The sequence below is a fragment of the Rhodococcus koreensis genome (assembly GCF_900105905.1).
GTDB classification, from domain to species: domain Bacteria; phylum Actinomycetota; class Actinomycetes; order Mycobacteriales; family Mycobacteriaceae; genus Rhodococcus_F; species Rhodococcus_F koreensis.
Window position 1 is genome coordinate 6,909,914 of the sequence record NZ_FNSV01000005.1, and the last position, 15,045, is coordinate 6,924,958.

General features: G+C 68.3%; 12 protein-coding genes, 1 pseudogene and 1 riboswitch. Of the genes and pseudogenes, 6 read left to right on the forward strand and 7 right to left on the reverse strand.

The window, feature by feature from the left end; genetic code table 11:
* Window positions 1-40: 40 nt before the first annotated feature.
* The gene (locus tag BLV94_RS35935; RefSeq protein ID WP_072948521.1) at window positions 41-955 is read right to left on the reverse strand and encodes an AurF N-oxygenase family protein; all 915 of its coding nucleotides are present in this window, start codon (window positions 953-955) and stop codon (window positions 41-43) included.
* A gap of 254 nt (window positions 956-1,209) precedes the next feature.
* Between BLV94_RS35935 and BLV94_RS35940 the strand changes: the two genes are divergently transcribed.
* On the forward strand, window positions 1,210-1,476 hold the full coding sequence (locus BLV94_RS35940; RefSeq protein ID WP_072948519.1) for a hypothetical protein: 267 nt from the start codon (window positions 1,210-1,212) through the stop codon (window positions 1,474-1,476).
* A gap of 1 nt (window position 1,477) precedes the next feature.
* Here the strand turns inward: BLV94_RS35940 and BLV94_RS35945 are convergent, their stop codons facing one another.
* A complete protein-coding gene (locus BLV94_RS35945; RefSeq protein ID WP_072948517.1) occupies window positions 1,478-2,101 on the reverse strand; it encodes a CatB-related O-acetyltransferase in 624 nt (207 codons plus the stop codon).
* 187 nt (window positions 2,102-2,288) lie between these two features.
* On the opposite strand from BLV94_RS35945, the pseudogene BLV94_RS35950 reads away from it, so the two are divergent.
* A pseudogene (locus BLV94_RS35950) lies at window positions 2,289-3,612 on the forward strand (HNH endonuclease).
* 32 nt (window positions 3,613-3,644) lie between these two features.
* Here BLV94_RS35950 and BLV94_RS35955 read toward each other — a convergent pair.
* Window positions 3,645-4,154 carry a nitroreductase/quinone reductase family protein gene (locus BLV94_RS35955; protein ID WP_072948516.1) on the reverse strand — a complete coding sequence of 170 codons (510 nt, stop codon included), beginning with the start codon at window positions 4,152-4,154 and terminating at the stop codon, window positions 3,645-3,647.
* Window positions 4,155-4,216: 62 nt separating this feature from the next.
* Between BLV94_RS35955 and pta the strand changes: the two genes are divergently transcribed.
* The gene (pta, locus tag BLV94_RS35960) at window positions 4,217-6,337 is read left to right on the forward strand and encodes a phosphate acetyltransferase (RefSeq protein ID WP_072948514.1); all 2,121 of its coding nucleotides are present in this window, start codon (window positions 4,217-4,219) and stop codon (window positions 6,335-6,337) included.
* A complete protein-coding gene (locus tag BLV94_RS35965; RefSeq protein WP_072948512.1) occupies window positions 6,334-7,536 on the forward strand; it encodes an acetate kinase in 1,203 nt (400 codons plus the stop codon). The genes pta and BLV94_RS35965 overlap by 4 nt, the downstream gene beginning before the upstream one ends.
* Before the next feature lie 3 nt (window positions 7,537-7,539).
* Here the strand turns inward: BLV94_RS35965 and BLV94_RS35970 are convergent, their stop codons facing one another.
* The 3 genes from BLV94_RS35970 to BLV94_RS35980 are packed head-to-tail and all read right to left on the reverse strand — an operon-like array spanning window position 7,540 to window position 12,259.
* Complete coding sequence (locus tag BLV94_RS35970; RefSeq protein WP_072948510.1) at window positions 7,540-9,897, reverse strand: serine/threonine-protein kinase; 2,358 nt, start codon at window positions 9,895-9,897, stop codon at window positions 7,540-7,542.
* Window positions 9,898-9,905: 8 nt separating this feature from the next.
* The gene (locus BLV94_RS35975) at window positions 9,906-10,880 is read right to left on the reverse strand and encodes a glutamate ABC transporter substrate-binding protein (protein WP_083395788.1); all 975 of its coding nucleotides are present in this window, start codon (window positions 10,878-10,880) and stop codon (window positions 9,906-9,908) included.
* Window positions 10,877-12,259, reverse strand: coding sequence for a hypothetical protein (locus tag BLV94_RS35980; protein WP_072948508.1), 1,383 nt, complete (start codon window positions 12,257-12,259; stop codon window positions 10,877-10,879). Before BLV94_RS35980 ends, BLV94_RS35975 begins: the two co-directional genes overlap by 4 nt.
* 123 nt (window positions 12,260-12,382) lie before the next feature.
* Between BLV94_RS35980 and BLV94_RS35985 the strand changes: the two genes are divergently transcribed.
* A complete protein-coding gene (locus BLV94_RS35985; protein ID WP_072948507.1) occupies window positions 12,383-13,141 on the forward strand; it encodes an NUDIX hydrolase in 759 nt (252 codons plus the stop codon).
* Here BLV94_RS35985 and thiE read toward each other — a convergent pair whose 3' ends face one another.
* The gene (gene thiE, locus BLV94_RS35990) at window positions 13,142-13,840 is read right to left on the reverse strand and encodes a thiamine phosphate synthase (protein ID WP_072948505.1); all 699 of its coding nucleotides are present in this window, start codon (window positions 13,838-13,840) and stop codon (window positions 13,142-13,144) included.
* Window positions 13,841-13,864: 24 nt separating this feature from the next.
* Window positions 13,865-13,977, forward strand: a riboswitch (TPP riboswitch).
* Here thiE and thiO point away from each other — a divergent pair.
* Complete coding sequence (gene thiO, locus BLV94_RS35995; protein ID WP_072948503.1) at window positions 13,976-15,043, forward strand: glycine oxidase ThiO; 1,068 nt, start codon at window positions 13,976-13,978, stop codon at window positions 15,041-15,043. Its footprint overlaps the riboswitch before it by 2 nt.
* The last annotated feature ends 2 nt before the right edge of the window (window positions 15,044-15,045 follow it).

The window sequence follows — 15,045 nt, forward strand, 5'->3', positions numbered from 1 at the left end:
AGCGCAGGGACTCGTTAGCCACTCACGGGCCCGAAGGGCCTCAGAGCATGTTCACGCGCTTGTAGAGCCGCCGGGAAGGACCGCCCAGCAGATCGGCCTCGTCCAGGAACCGCATGAGCGGCTGCGAACTCTCCCGGATCTTCTCGGCCCGGAACCGGTTTTTCTTCGCCTCGCGCACCGCGCGTTCGGTGTCGAGGCCGGCTGCCGCGTAGACGGCCGGGTTGATCATGCTGGAGACGATCAGGTTCGACGCGATCGCGATGCAGGCGCGGCTCGCCGCGCGGTGCACCCTGCTCATGCCCTCGGCCCGTCGCAGGGTCTCCTCCCGGGCGAAGCGCATGTGCCGGGCCTCTTCGACCACGTGAATCTTGCTGGTGACGCGGACGATCGGCTGGACGCGGGTGTCCTTCATCCAGTCGCGCTGCATCACGTCGAGGATCTCCTCGGCGACGAGAATGCCGGCGTACGCGACCTCCCCCGACGCGAGCGCCTTGAATCCGCGCCCCAGCGTGACCACCGACTTGCGCGGAACGTAGGAGGGGCATCCGAACTTCTCGGCGGTACGCGCGAACATCACGGAGTGCCTGCATTCGTCGGCCACCTCCGTCAGCGCGAACTGGAAATGCGCCTGTGAGGCGTCCTTGGCGTACATGTCCCGGATGACCATCTGCTGGAGAATCATCTCGAACCAGATTCCGGTGCCCATGATCGACGACACCTCGTGCTTCGTCAGCGTGATCTGCTGCGCGAACGTCATCTCGTCCCACATCGGCGTGCCGTACAGCGAGGACCACTCGGGAGTGAGGCCGTACAGGTCGTCGGGGACGGGCGCGTCCCAGTCCACCTCGACCGTCGGGTCGTACGACATGCGTGCGGAGGACTGGAGAAGCCGGGCGCCGGTGTCCTGGCGATCCGTGATCTTCGGATTGCGGATAGCGAGCGTCGAGCGTGCCATGAGATCCCTCCATGTCAGTGTAACCAGCAGTTACATCTAATCATGGCGGAGGGTTCTCTTGACGTCAATGGCTCTTGTGTACAAATGATGGACAACTGTCGCGTGGTTCTTCGGGAGTCAAGGCCTCGGTGATGATCCCCACAACTCCGACTCGGGGCTTGCTCAAAATTTGCCGATCGTCTGTAGTGAGTTCTCGGCAGCGGGCCCGGATGATCCCTTGCCTGGCACCACCCGGCAGAAAGTGGAATGAACCCATGTCTGATCAGAAGAGTGCCGCACAGCCCCACAGTGCCGATGTCGTCGTCGGTGCTCGCGTTCGCGTCCGCCGCGACGCCGACGCTCCCGCGCCGGGCGTCGTGATCGAGGATTTCGCGGACCTGTCCCAGTCCGAGGGACTCCTCGGGCGCGATTGGGCGCCCGTGCACCGCTGGGCCGTCGCCCTCGACGACGGACGCCTCGTCTTCGCCGACGACGGCGAACTCGACCTCGACGCCGAGTCGCCCAAAGCTGCGTGCGGCTGATTCAGCCGAGTCCGTCGGCGATCTCCTGAAGTTGCTCGACAGTACCTGCGGCGATCGTTCGCACCTGTTCGGTGATGACGGAGATCGGCCAGTCCCACCACGCGATGCGCACCAGCGCGACGATCTCGGATTCCGAATAGCGGTCCTTGATGTGGACGGCCGGATTCCCGCCCACGACGGCATAGTGCGGCACCGATCGTGTCACCACCGAACCGGTCGACACGATCGCGCCGTGCCCGATGCGCACGCCGGGCATGATCGTCGTGTTGCCCCCGATCCACACGTCGTTGCCGACGACCGTGTCGCCGCGGGACGGTAGATCCGCGAGCAGATCGGCATGCTCGGCCCATGCGCCTCCCATGATAGGAAACGGGAAGGTCGAGACGCCGCTCATTCGATGATTCGCGCCGTTCATGATGAACGTCGTCCCGGTCGCGAACGCGCAGAACTTGCCGATGATCAACCGATCCGGGCCGTAGTGGTGCAGAACGTTTCGCGTCTCGAACTCGTCCGCGAACTCGGGATCGTCGTAATAGCTGTACTCCCCGACCTCGATCAGCGGGTTGTCGATTAGAGGCTTGAGCAGGACCACCCGGGGCTGCCCCGAAATTGGGTGCAGTGTCATCGGATCCGGTGCGGCACTCGTGGGCAACTACTTCTCCATTCCTCGGCGCAGGTATGCGCGATCTCCTGTATAGCGCCGTGCAGCGCTGCGCTGCACGCGCTTTACACCGGATTCGGCTATTGCCATGAGTTATGGGTGATTGCTAGAGTCGAACAAAGTTTCGAACAACCTCGGGGGAGGGCTGGTCGTGGGGGATGTGGTTGCACCGGATCTGGAGGAGTTGCGGGCGTTCACGGCGCGGTTGCGGTGTGTCGGGCCGTGTGGTGATGCGGGTTTGGGCATCGAGTGGCTCGACGCGGTGGAGTCGTTGAAGTCGGTGGGGTGTGCGGTGCAGGCGGTGGTCACCGACGATGTCGCCACCTGCATGCGGGAGGACCGCAAGGTTCGGGGGTTGCCGCGGGCGGAGTGGGACCGCGGTATCGCGTCGCAGATTGCGTTGGCGCGCAGGGAGTCCCCGAACCGCGGTGGCCGGCATCTGGGGTTCGCTCGGGCGGTGGTGCACGAGATGCCGCACACGTTGGCGTTGTTGCGGTCGGGCCGGTTGAACGAGTGGCGTGCCACGCTGCTGGTGCGGGAAACGGCGTGTTTGTCGGCGGCGGATCGGAAGATCGTCGACCACCGGTTGTGTTCGGACCCGAACAGTCTCGACGGGGTCGGGGACCGCGGCCTGGTCGCGAAGGCGAAGGCCCTGGCGGTGGAACTCGACGCGGCCGCGGTCGTGGCCCGGTACCGCAAGGCCGTCTCGGAGCGGCGGGTCACGACGCGGCCGGCGCCGGATTCGATGGCGTATCTGAGTGTGCTGCTGCCGATGGAACAGGCCGTCTGCCTACACGCCACATTGGGGCGCGACGCGGACAGCCTCATCGCCACCGGGGAGAGCGGTGGCCGCACCCGCAACCAGCTGATGGCGGATCTGTTGTTCGACCGCGGCACCGGGGCAACGGTCGCCAATGGTGTGCCGGTGGCCGGTGAACCTGGTGATCTCCGACGAAACACTGCTGGCGGGCGAGAACGAGGCGGCGGACCTGGCGGAGTTCGGGCCGGTGCCGGCGGGGATCGCCCGGAAACTGGTCGCCGACGCCCTTGATGGGGAGACCGAGGCCACGTTGCGGTTGATCTACTCGTGCCCGTTGTCGGGTGCGTTGACGGCGATGGAGTCGCAGTCCCGGACGTTCCCGAAAAGCCTTGCGAAGTTGATCGATCTCCGTGACCGGACGTGCCGGACGCCGTGGTGTGATGCGCCGATCCGCCATCACGATCACATTCTCTCGCGCCGCAAGAAGGGTGCCACCACGGCAGATAATGGGGCCGGGTTGTGTGCGGCGTGCAATTACGCGAAGGAAGGCGACGGCTGGACCGCGCGCCCTGTCCGGAGGCATGGCCGAACGCATCTCTTCGACCTCGGCACCCCGACCGGTCACCACTACCGGTCCGCAGCCCCGCGCCTCCCGTCCGCGGCACGACGGTCGGAGATCGAAGCGATCCTCATCGCGCATCTGCGAGCGTCATGAGTTCGAACCGGGGCGCGGCCGCGCGGAACGTCTCACGCGGCGGTGAGGGCGAACACCCGCATCGTGCGGTTCGTTCGGTGCTCGTAGACGCCGTAGACGCGCACCATCTCGTCGAATTCGCGATAGATCCGCGTCCGCTCCGGTTCCGCGAGCAGGGTTGCGGTGACGGGGATGTCCTTCCCGCCGATGGTGACCTTCGCGTTCGGCTGGGCGAGGAGGTTCGCCGACCACGCCGGGTGGTGATCCTGCCCGAAGTTGCTGCCCACGACGAAGATCTGCTGTCCTTCGCGGTAGTACAGAAGTGGGCTCGTCCGCGGCGCGCCCGACTTCCGACCCGTGGTGGTCAGCAGGACCACCGGTGCGGCGATCGGGCCGAGGATCGTGAAGCGTCCCCTGCTCTTCTGCAGGAGCAGGCGATCCACTCCGGCGAGGTTCCGGATCACCCACGATCCGGGTCGGGTAGCGGCAAACGTGGCGGCGGGTTCGCGGAGGAAACTGGTCTCGCTGCCCCATCGGACGTCGGGGAAGGGTGATTCGGCCATACGCCATCTGACCGCCGGGCAAGAGCGGTGTCAATCACCCGGCGGCGGCGTCCGGATACGCTATGGCCATGGCTGCGCCCGCGATACCTTCGCCCGTGAATCCACCCGCACGTCCTCAGCCCTCGAGTATCTTCATCGCCTCACCGGAGGGGGACACCGGAAAGTCCACCATCGCGCTGGGTGTCCTGCAGATGCTGTGTGCGTCGGCGGCGAGGGTGGGTGTCTTCCGCCCCATCGCCCGGTCGACGGAGGAGACCGATTACATCCTCGAATTGCTCCTCGAGCACACGACGGCCGACCTCGGGTACGAGGAGTCGCTGGGGGTCACGTACGAGCATGTCCACGCCGACCCGGAGGGCGCGCTCAGCGAGATCGTCGCCCGGTACCACCAGGTGGCGGCGCAGTGCGATGCTGTCGTGGTGATCGGCAGCGATTACACCGACGTGGCCAGCCCGAGCGAGCTCGGCTACAACGCCAGGATCGCCGTGAACCTGGGCGCACCGGTGTTGCTCGCAGTGAAGGGAGTCCGGCGCACCCCCGAGGAGGTCGCGCAGCTCGCCCAACTCGCCATCGGTGAACTGACCGCCCACCACGCGCACCTGCTGGCCGTGGTCGCCAATCGATGCAACCCCGACGAACTCGACGCCGTGACCGACGCGTTGGCGTCCACCGGTGTGCCTGCGTGGAGCCTGCCCGAGATCCCGCTGCTGGTCGCACCGACCATGGCCGAACTTCTCGAGTCGATCGACGGCAGCCTGTTCAGCGGCGACCCCGAGTTGCTGCACCGGGAGGCGCTGCGGGTGCTGGTCGGGGGAATGACGGCCGAGCACATTCTCGAGCGGCTGACGGAGGGCACGGTGGTGATTGCCCCGGCCGACCGGTCCGACGTGCTGCTGGCGATGGTGAATGCGCATGAGGCCGAGGGGTTCCCGTCGCTGGCGGGCATCATCATGAACGGTGGGCTGGTGCCGCACCCGGCGATCGCGAAGCTGATGGCCGGCCTCAGGCCGCGGTTGCCGATCCTCACCACCGATCTGGGCACGTTCGACACGGCCAGTGCGGCCGCTCAGACCCGTGGCCGGGTGGCGGTCGGCTCGCAACGCAAGATCGACACCGCCCTGAGTGTCATGGAACTCCGGGTGGACGCGCCGACGCTGCTGGAGCGGTTGAAGCTGCCCATCCCGTCGGTGGTGACTCCGCAGATGTTCGAGTACCAGCTGATCGACCGCGCCCGCCGGGACCGCAAGCACGTCGTGCTCCCGGAGGGCGCCGACGACCGCATCCTGCGGGCGGCGGGGAGGCTGCTGCAACGGCAGGTGGCGCAGTTGACCATTCTCGGCGACGAGGTGCAGGTGCGTCGCCGCGCGGCGGAACTCGGTGTCGACCTCGCGGAAGCGCAGGTCCTCGACCCGCGGACGTCCGAACATGCCGGTCCGTTCGCGGAGGAGTACGCGCGGCTCCGCGCCCACAAGGGCATGAGTGTGGACCGCGCCCGCGAGGTGATGACCGACATCTCGTATTTCGGAACCATGATGGTGCACTTGGGAATCGCGGACGGCATGGTCTCCGGTGCCGCGCACACCACGGCGCACACCATCCGGCCGTCGTTCGAGATCATCAAGACGCAACCGGGTGTGTCCACCGTGTCGAGCGTGTTCCTGATGTGCCTGTCCGACCGGGTGCTCACGTACGGTGACTGCGCGGTGGTGCCCGACCCCACGGCCGAGCAGCTGGCCGACATCGCGATCTCGTCGGCGCAGACGTCGTCCCAGTTCGGCATCGATCCGCGCATCGCGATGCTGTCGTATTCGACGGGCGACTCGGGCAGCGGCGCGGATGTGGACAAGGTGCGCTCCGCGACCACACTGGTGCGGGAGCGTAGGCCGGACCTGTTGGTGGAAGGCCCCATTCAGTACGACGCCGCCATCGAGCAGAGCGTGGCCGACAAGAAGATGCCCGGTTCGGAGGTGGCGGGCAAGGCGACGGTCTTCATCTTCCCCGACCTCAACACCGGCAACAACACGTACAAGGCGGTGCAGCGCAGTGCCGGAGCGATCGCGGTCGGGCCGGTGCTGCAGGGTCTCAACAAACCCGTCAACGACCTGTCGCGAGGGGCGTTGGTCGAGGACATCGTGAACACCGTGGCGATCACGGCGATCCAGGCGCAGGGAGCAGAGCAGTGAGCGAAGGCAGCGAAGGTTCCGTCCTGGTGGTGAATTCCGGTTCGTCGTCGATCAAGTTCCAGCTGGTCCACCCGGACACCGGGAAGTCCTCGGCGTCCGGTCTCATCGAGAGGATCGGGGAACCCGAGGGGCGCATCGTCTATCACCACCGCACCGGGTTGGCGGAGCGCCACGTCCACATCGCCGACCACCGGGCGGGGCTGAAGATGGTGTCGGACATCGTCGCCGAGGTGGGGCGTCCGCTGCGGGAGGCGGGGATCGTCGCGGTCGGGCACCGCATCGTCCACGGCGGCGACGTGTTCTACGAACCCACGATCATCGACGACGCGGTGGTGCAGTCCATCTCGGACCTGTCGGCGCTTGCGCCGCTGCATAATCCGGCGAACGTGATCGGGATCGAGGTGGCGCGCGAGGAGTTGCCGGACATCCCGCACGTCGCGGTGTTCGACACCGCGTTCTTCCATACGCTGCCCGCCGAGGCGTCGACGTATGCGATCGACCGGACGGTCGCGCAGGAGCACGCCATCCGGCGGTACGGCTTCCACGGCACCTCGCATCAGTACGTATCGGGGCGGGCGGCGGAGTTCCTCGGCCGGGACCTGTCGGAGCTGAATCAGATCGTGCTGCACCTCGGGAACGGCGCGTCGGCGTCCGCGATCCGCGGGGGACTGGCCATCGACACGTCCATGGGCCTGACTCCGCTCGAGGGTCTCGTCATGGGCACGCGGTCCGGCGACGTCGACCCCGGGGTGATCCTGCACCTGCACCGCAGCGGCATGGGTGTCGATCAGATCGACGACCTGCTCAACCGGCACTCCGGACTCAAGGGCCTGTCCGGGGTCAACGACTTCCGGGCGCTGCTGGCACTCGTCGGCGAGGGCGACGAGGATGCGGCGCTGGCCTACGACGTGTACGTGCACCGGCTCCGCAAGTACATCGGCGCCTACCTGGTGGAACTGGGCGGCGTGGACGTCATCACGTTCACCGGGGGAGTCGGCGAGAACAACGTCGACGTCCGCCGCGACAGCCTGGCGGGGCTGGGCCGCCTCGGCATCGTCGTCGACGACGACCGCAACCGCGCGGATTCCCGGGACGCCCGCCGCATCTCGGCGGACGAGTCCGACGTCCAGGTGCTGGTCGTGCCGACCAACGAGGAGTTCGCGATTGCCCGCGCCGCGGTGGAGCTGGTCGGGGTCTGAGTGTTACAGCAGGCTCCTGGGCCTGATGGCGTTGGCGAGGTCCACCAGCGTGTACCGGTGGGTGCGCTCGGGGGCGTTGCGGGCCAGCGCCCGCAGACCGGCCTCGGCGCCCTTGCGTAGGCCCCGTTCGGTGAACGGCACCCCCAGGATCTGCTCGAGTTCCGTCGCCGACGTGTGACCGGCACGCATCCAGTCCAGCGCCGTGCCCAGCACGAGTGTGCGCATCTGCAGCGCCCGGCTCTCCTCGGGTGCGAGCGCGGTGACGCGGAGCGCCGCCTCTCGCAGCGCCGCCTCGTCGATCTCCTCGATCGGCCTGCCGGACAGCAGCATCAGCACACTCGTCATCCGGGCCATGGTGAAGTGCCGGGACGTCGCGGGAACCTGATCGAGCGCGGCGATGGCGCCGGGCAGATCTCCGCGTTCGGTGAGTTGGCGGGCCAGCCCGAATGCTGCGCTCACCAGGCTGTGATCGGTGCGCCACACCGTCCGGTAGTACTTCTCGGCGAAGGTCCGCCATCGGTGGGAATCGGAGCTTTCGCAGTGCTGCAGAATCAGTTCGGCGGTGGCCGCGAGGGCAAGTTTGGGAGCCGTTTCACCGGGCATCGCCTGCAGCACGGACTCGAGCCGGGGGAATGCCGTCTCGTACTCGCCGTCGATCAGCGTCGCGAGTCCGGCGTACCAGTCGACGCGCCAGTTCCCGCCCATCTCTGTCTCCAGGTCGCGGAGGAGTGTGGTCGCGGTGGCGGCGTCCCCGAGGTCGAGGTGCGCCTTGATCTCGGCGAGGGTCAGTTCCCGGGAGAACGACACGTCCAGGTCGCCGACGACCCGCTCGATACCGCTCTCGCGGGCGTGCCGAATGGAATCGAGGGTCTGCTGCGGTTCGCTGTGCACCGCGGCGGCCAGGAGTTGGGCGTTGGGGTCGGCCGGGTCGATCAGCGGCACCGCCAGGGCCTGCGCCACCGACAGCGGGTCGAGATTCCTGTCCCGTTCGACGCCGTCGACGTACACGTCCGTCTGCTCGACGGCCTCGTTCGTGCCGAAAGTCGTTCGTTGCTTGCTGAACACGGTCGACAGTCCGGGATGCTCCTCGCCGGTCTGCTGCGCGAGCACCTCGCGGAGTACGGCGGTGAGCTGACCGGCCATCTCCTCGGCGGACGCGAACCGCCTGCTCGGGTCGGGGTCGGTGGCGCGCAATAGGAGTCGGTGGAAGAACTCGTATTCCGTCAGGAGCGGCGCCTGCTCGGGGGAGGGGATCCCGTCGAGGTACCGGCCCTTGTCGGACGGCATGTCGAGCGTCAGCACCGCGAGTGTGCGCCCCACCGTGTAGATGTCGGAGGCCACGGTCGGGCCGGTCTTGACGATCTCCGGCGCCTGGTACCCCGGCGTGCCGTACAGGTACCCGTAGTCCTCGATGCCGGCGACGGCGCCGAGGTCGATCAGCTTCAGGGCGTCCTCGGTGACCATCACGTTGTCGGGTTTGAGGTCGTTGTACACCAGACCGGTGGAGTGCAGATATGTCAGTGCGGGAAGGATTTCGAGCACGTACGCGATGGCCTGCTCGACCGGCATGCGCTCGGGCCTGATGTGCGTCGACAGGACGTCGCGCAGCGAATGACCGCCCACGTACTCCATGACGATGTAGCCCATCGGGGTTCCGTCCGACCGGGGATGCTCCACGAAGTTGAAGATCTTCACGATGCTCGGGTGCGCCACCTCCGCGAGGAACTGGCGTTCGGCCACCGCCACGGCCTGCGCCTCGGCGTCGCCGAAGTGCAACAGCCCCTTGAGAACCACCCACCTGTCGCTGACGTTGCGGTCGATGGCCAGGTAGATCCAGCCGAGGCCGCCGTGCGCGATGCAGCCCTGCACCTCGTACTGGCCGCCGATCAGTTCGTTCGGATCGAGGAGCGGCCGGAAGTCGAAAGTCGCTCCGCACGAGGGGCACAGACCGAACTCGGAGGCGTCGGACGTGGGGCCACTGCGGCCGACCGGCTTGTTGCACTTCCAGCAGAAGCGCTTGCCCTCGGGGACCTTCGGGTCGGCCATCACCGCCGACGCCGGGTCGAGTGTCTTGACGACGGGCACCTCGACGAGTCCGCCGCCGAGACGCAGGCGCTGCCCGGACCGGGTGCGCGGTGACCGCGTCGAGCGACCGGTGCCGGACGCACCCGACGGCCGGGACGTCGGCGCCGCCTGGGTGGCCGGCCCCTCGTCCAGTTCTTCCCGAACTGCTGCCTGGGTGGCCTCGTCCAGTTCTTCCCGGACCGCTGCCTGCGTGGCCTCGTCCTCGGGTTCCCGGACCGCGGCCTGGGTGGCGAGGTCCGGGTCGGTGGACTCGGGGTTCTTCGAATGTTGCGGCATGCGTCCCCTCAGTCCTGGTACACGGCGGACGGCGGGGCGGGGGACGGGCCCAGCACCGACAGCCACTGGTCGTACATTCTGGTCCAGGTTCCGTCGCCGCGGATCCGTTCGAGTGTGCGGTTGACGAACCGCACGAGGTCCTCGTTCGCCTTGGTGATGCCGATGCCGTACGGTTCGGCGCCCATGCTGTCCCCGACGATCTCGAGGTACGGGTCCTGGGACGCCAGGCCGGCGAGGATCGTGTCGTCGGTGCTCACCGCGTCGACCTGCCGCTGCTGCAGGACCACCAGGCAATCCGACCACATGGGGACCGTGAGGATCTCGGCGGTCGGCGCGACCTTCTGCAACCGGGTCAGCGACGTCGTGCCGCGGACGACGCAGACCCGCTTTCCGCCCAGGTCGGCGGCGCTGCGGATCGTGGATCCCTTCACGACCAGAACCCGCTGCTGCGCCTCGAAGTACTCGGAGGAGAACGCCACCCGTTCCTTGCGGTCGCAGGTGATGGTCATCGTCTTCGCCACGATGTCGACCATCGACTCCTGCAGCGCCTTCTCACGATTCGCCGACGTGAGAATGCGGTAGTCGAGCCGGTCCGGGTCGCCGAACAGGTCCCGCGAGATCTCCCGGGCGACGTCGACGTCGAAGCCCTCGACGGCGCCGGTCGCGGGAGCGCGGAAACTCATCAGGTTGCTGCCCGTGTCGAGGCCGACGACGAGACGCCCCCGCGCGCGGATGGCGTCGACCGTCGGCATCGGCGTGTCGGAGTCGGGGAACGGGCGCAGGCTCGCGGTGGGGTCGCCGCAGTCCTTCTCGGGAGCAGGCGGGGCGGCGCTGGTCTCGGGGGCCGGTGCCGCGGCCGCGGGAAGCGGGGGCTCGGTGTAGGACACGTTCGGCGATCCGACGTGCTCCGGAGCGGCCTCGGCGCACCCGCCGATCAGCAACGTGGCCGCCAGCAGCACCAGCGCGATCCGGTGCCGCCTCACTGGTATTCCCTCAACCGAGGCCACAACCCGATGATAATTCCGGCGAACGCGACGAGCGTGAGGACGAGGGCACCGGAACCGAGTGCGGTCAGCACCCGGGCCGCGGACTCGACGTTCGACCGCAGATGGTCGCGGGCGGTCCCGATCCCGTCGGTGAGCGCATCGTCGACGGCGGTGAACTGGGCCGCGGAATCCGAGGGTCCCGGCCCGATGGCAACCGTTGCCGCCGAAACGAAGTCGCCCTTCGCGAGGATCTCGTTCATGCGATCGTGCGCCGAAGACCAGCTTTTCCAGGCGTCCTCGGCCCGCACCACCTCGTCGTGGCCGACCGCGCGGTCGCCGTCGTGCGGATAGCCCGACAGCAGGGTGTCGAGCTGACCGGACTTGTCCTCGAAGACGGCGTCGTAGTCTCCGTTAGAGTCCCGGCGGACCAGTTTGAGCGTCTCCTCGGTGCGCGCCTGCTGCGCCAGGATGCGCGCCGCGGTCAACTCGTGCATCGGTCGGGCACCCTGGGTCAGCGCCCGCTTGGTGTCGAGGGAGGAGACCAACCCGGCTACCAGCATCCACACCAGGAGGATCGCGGTGCACGACGACGCCAGGATCAACCCGAGATTGAACGTGCGCCTGCTCAGCCGCGCGAGGACGACCTGCGCGACGAGCAGCGCGACGAGCGCGACGAGGACCAGGATCAGCGCCGTCCAGGGCGGACGGGAGTAGTCCCGCTGTATGTCCGCGACGTCGGTTTCCTGCCGGGCGTGCAACTCCTGGGCCTTCGGCAGCATGCTCGTCTGCATCAGCGTGGATGCCTCGCTGAGGTAGGCCGCGCCCACGGGGTGACCGGTGCGGTTGTTGGCCCGCGCGGTCTCGACGAGACCGGAGTAGACGCTGAGGTCGGTGGAGATGGAGGCGAGAAGGCGCCTGCTGTCCACGTCGCTGGGGGCGAGCCCGCCGGACGCGTACACGAGGTCGGCGGAGGCCGTGCCGAGCGCCTGCGCGTACGTGTCCCGGAGTTCGGGGGGTTCGAGACCGCCGGAGATGAACGCGGTGGTGGCCGCGGCGTCCGCCACCGACAGGGCGCTGTAGAGGTTCTGCGCCGAGAACGACAGCGGTTCGGTCTCGGCGAGGACGCTGTCGAGGGTGGCCTCCCTGCCGTTCACGGTCGACGCGGCCACGAATCCGGCGGTCAGGGTGAGCAGCACCAGGAGCGCGCCGAGGGCGGTGAGCTTGGCGGGTGTCGACCCCAGGAAGGCCCGAAGTTCCTTACGACGCGCGACGGCGGGGTCGACGTCGTCGTCCGCGGCGGCAGACAGGGCGCGGCTGCCGTGGGGTTCGATCGACGGCGCCTCACGCAGAACCACGTCGCACCCCTCCCGTGTCACGGCCGCACCTTGTGGGGAGCATATAAGCAGGAGTCGGTGACTGGGGATATCGGGCACTTCCGGCAGAAACCGTTAGTGTGAGGGAACTGCAGGGAGACCCATCAGGTCGGACAGGGGTAGTCGATGCGTGGTGACGGTGACGGCTGGGCGACCGGGCCGGACGGCAGTCGTCATTGGGGCAAGCACGGTGCGGCCGGGTTGTTGCTGCGTGCGCCGCTCCCGGACGAGACGCCGGCCGTGCTCTTACAGCACCGTGCGGCCTGGAGCCACCAGGGCGGGACGTGGGCGTTGCCGGGCGGTGCCCGGGACAGCCACGAGACCACGACCCACGCCGCGGTACGCGAGGCGCACGAGGAAGCCGGCATCGAGAGTGCGGCCATCCGAGTCCGCACCGAGGTCGTCACCATGAAGGCCGCGAGCGGCTGGAGTTACACCACGGTGATCGCCGACGCCGAGCGTCCACTGCCCACCGTCGCGAACGGTGAGAGCACCGAACTGCGCTGGGTGCGGGAAACCGACGTCGCCGGGTTGCCACTGCACCCCGGATTCGAAGCGGGGTGGCCGCAACTGCGCACCACCGAGGTGCGGCTGCTGCTCGACCGGTACGACGTGCTGGGTGAGAGCGGCGCGCTCGCGCAGCTGTCGAAGGCACTGCCCCGCACCGTGCACCTGCCCGACGGCACCTACGGGTGGCTGCCGCGCGTCGAGGTGCTCGAGGCACTGGACACGGTCGGACGCCTCGCCGAACCGGCAGGTCACGGCACCACGCTGGGGACGGTGACCGCGGTCGTCACCACCGACCCCGAGCTGATCGAACAGTTGCCCGCCACGGTCGTGGTCCTGCCGCCCGCGACGGTGCGAGACTGGCTCCAGCAGGCGTAACTACGCGTTCTGCTGCAGCAGGGCGGACAGTGAGCGCGCGGCGGCCTGCGGGTCGCGGGCCTCGGTGATGGCCCGCACGACGACGATCCGGTCGGCGCCTGCGGCGAGGATCTCCGGAACCCTGGACTCGTCGATGCCGCCGATCGCGAACCACGGGCGGTTCGGCGCGGAGTCGGCGGTCGAGCGCACCAGGTCGATGCCCGACGCGGTCCGCCCGGGCTTGGTGGGGGTCGCCCACACCGGTCCGGTGCAGAAGTAGTCGACGCCGTCCTCGATCGCCGCGAGGCTGGCCTGGGCGCGGCTGTGCGTGGACCGGCCGATCAGCACATCCGAACCCACGACGGTCCGCGCGTAGGGGACGGGCAGATCGCCCTGGCCGAGGTGCAGGACGTCGGCGCCTGCGGCCAGCGCCATGTCGGCCCGGTCGTTGACGGCGAGCAGCGCCCCGTGCCGCCTTGCCGCGGCCGCGAGCACCGACAGTGCCGCCAGTTCGTCCCTGGCGTCCATCGTGCCGAACTTCTTCTCACCGGCCGAGCCCTTGTCGCGGAGCTGGATGATGTCGACGCCGCCGGACAGCGCGGCCTCGGCGAACTGCGCCAGGTCGCCCTTCTCGCGCCGAGCATCGGTGCACAGATACAAACGTGCTGTTCCGAGGCGGCGCCGACGGTCCGTGAGGTTGCTGTGATGTGAGGTGGTCACGGCATGACGGTAGCCTCTACGGTGAAAGTGCAACACGGGAGTCCCGGGGAACGTGGGGCTGAGAGGGGCTCACGCCGAGCCCGACCGTCATACCTGACCCGGATCATGCCGGCGCAGGAAGTGAGGTGGAGTTCAATGGCGAGATCGGTATCCGTCGTCGGAGGCGGAGTGATCGGCCTGTCGATTGCGTGGCGAGCAGCCCGCAACGGCTGGTCGGTGAAGCTGTACGACCCGTCGATCGGTTCGGGAGCGTCCTGGGTGGCGGGCGGCATGCTCGCCCCGCTGTCCGAGGGCTGGCCCGGTGAGGAGAGCGTCCTCGAACTGGGGAGCGCGTCGCTCGACCGGTGGCCCGAGTTCGGGAAGGAACTGGAGGCCGGGGCCGGCGTCGACCTGTTCACGTCGGAGGGTTCGCTCACCGTCGCGTTGGACGGCGCCGACGCCGAAGACCTCCGGACCATCGCCGAGTGGGTGGGGGCGCAGGGCCGGGATCTGCAGATCCTGAATCGCGCCGAGGTCCGCGCCCTCGAGCCGATGCTGGGTCGCGGAGTCCGGTTGGGGCTCTTGGCCGTCGACGAACTGGCCGTCGACAACAGGCTGCTCCTGCAGGCGTTGCAACGGTGTGCCGTCGACGCCGGGGTGGAGCTGATCGGTGAGGCCGTGCGCAGTCTGGACGGGCTGGGCACGGACCAGATCGTCGTCACCGCGGGCATCGCGTCACCGGCACTGTGGCCGGGACTTCCGGTGCGCCCGGTGAAGGGCGAGATCCTGCGGTTGCGGGCCCGTCCCGGGGTGACCCCCGCGCCGGGCCGGACCATCCGCGGCAGCGTCCACGGCAGACCCGCCTACCTGGTGCCGCGTGCCGACGGCATCGTCGTCGGAGCCACCCAGTACGAATCGGGCAACGACACGCAGGTCACGGTGGCCGGTGTGCGGGACCTGATCGCGGACGCGGAGGCGCTGATGCCCGCCATCGGCGAGTACGAACTGCGTGAGACTTCGGCGGGTCTGCGTCCGATGACCCCGGACAACCTGCCGCTGATCGGCCGGGTGTCCGATCGGGTCGTGGTGGCGACGGGACACGGCCGCAACGGCATCCTGCTCACTCCGGTGACCGCCGACGCGACGGTGGCATTGTTGGAGGGCTCGGCACTGGTCGAGGCGAAAGCCGCAGACCCCGAACGTTTCGAGAAAGTAGCGAGGTAGAG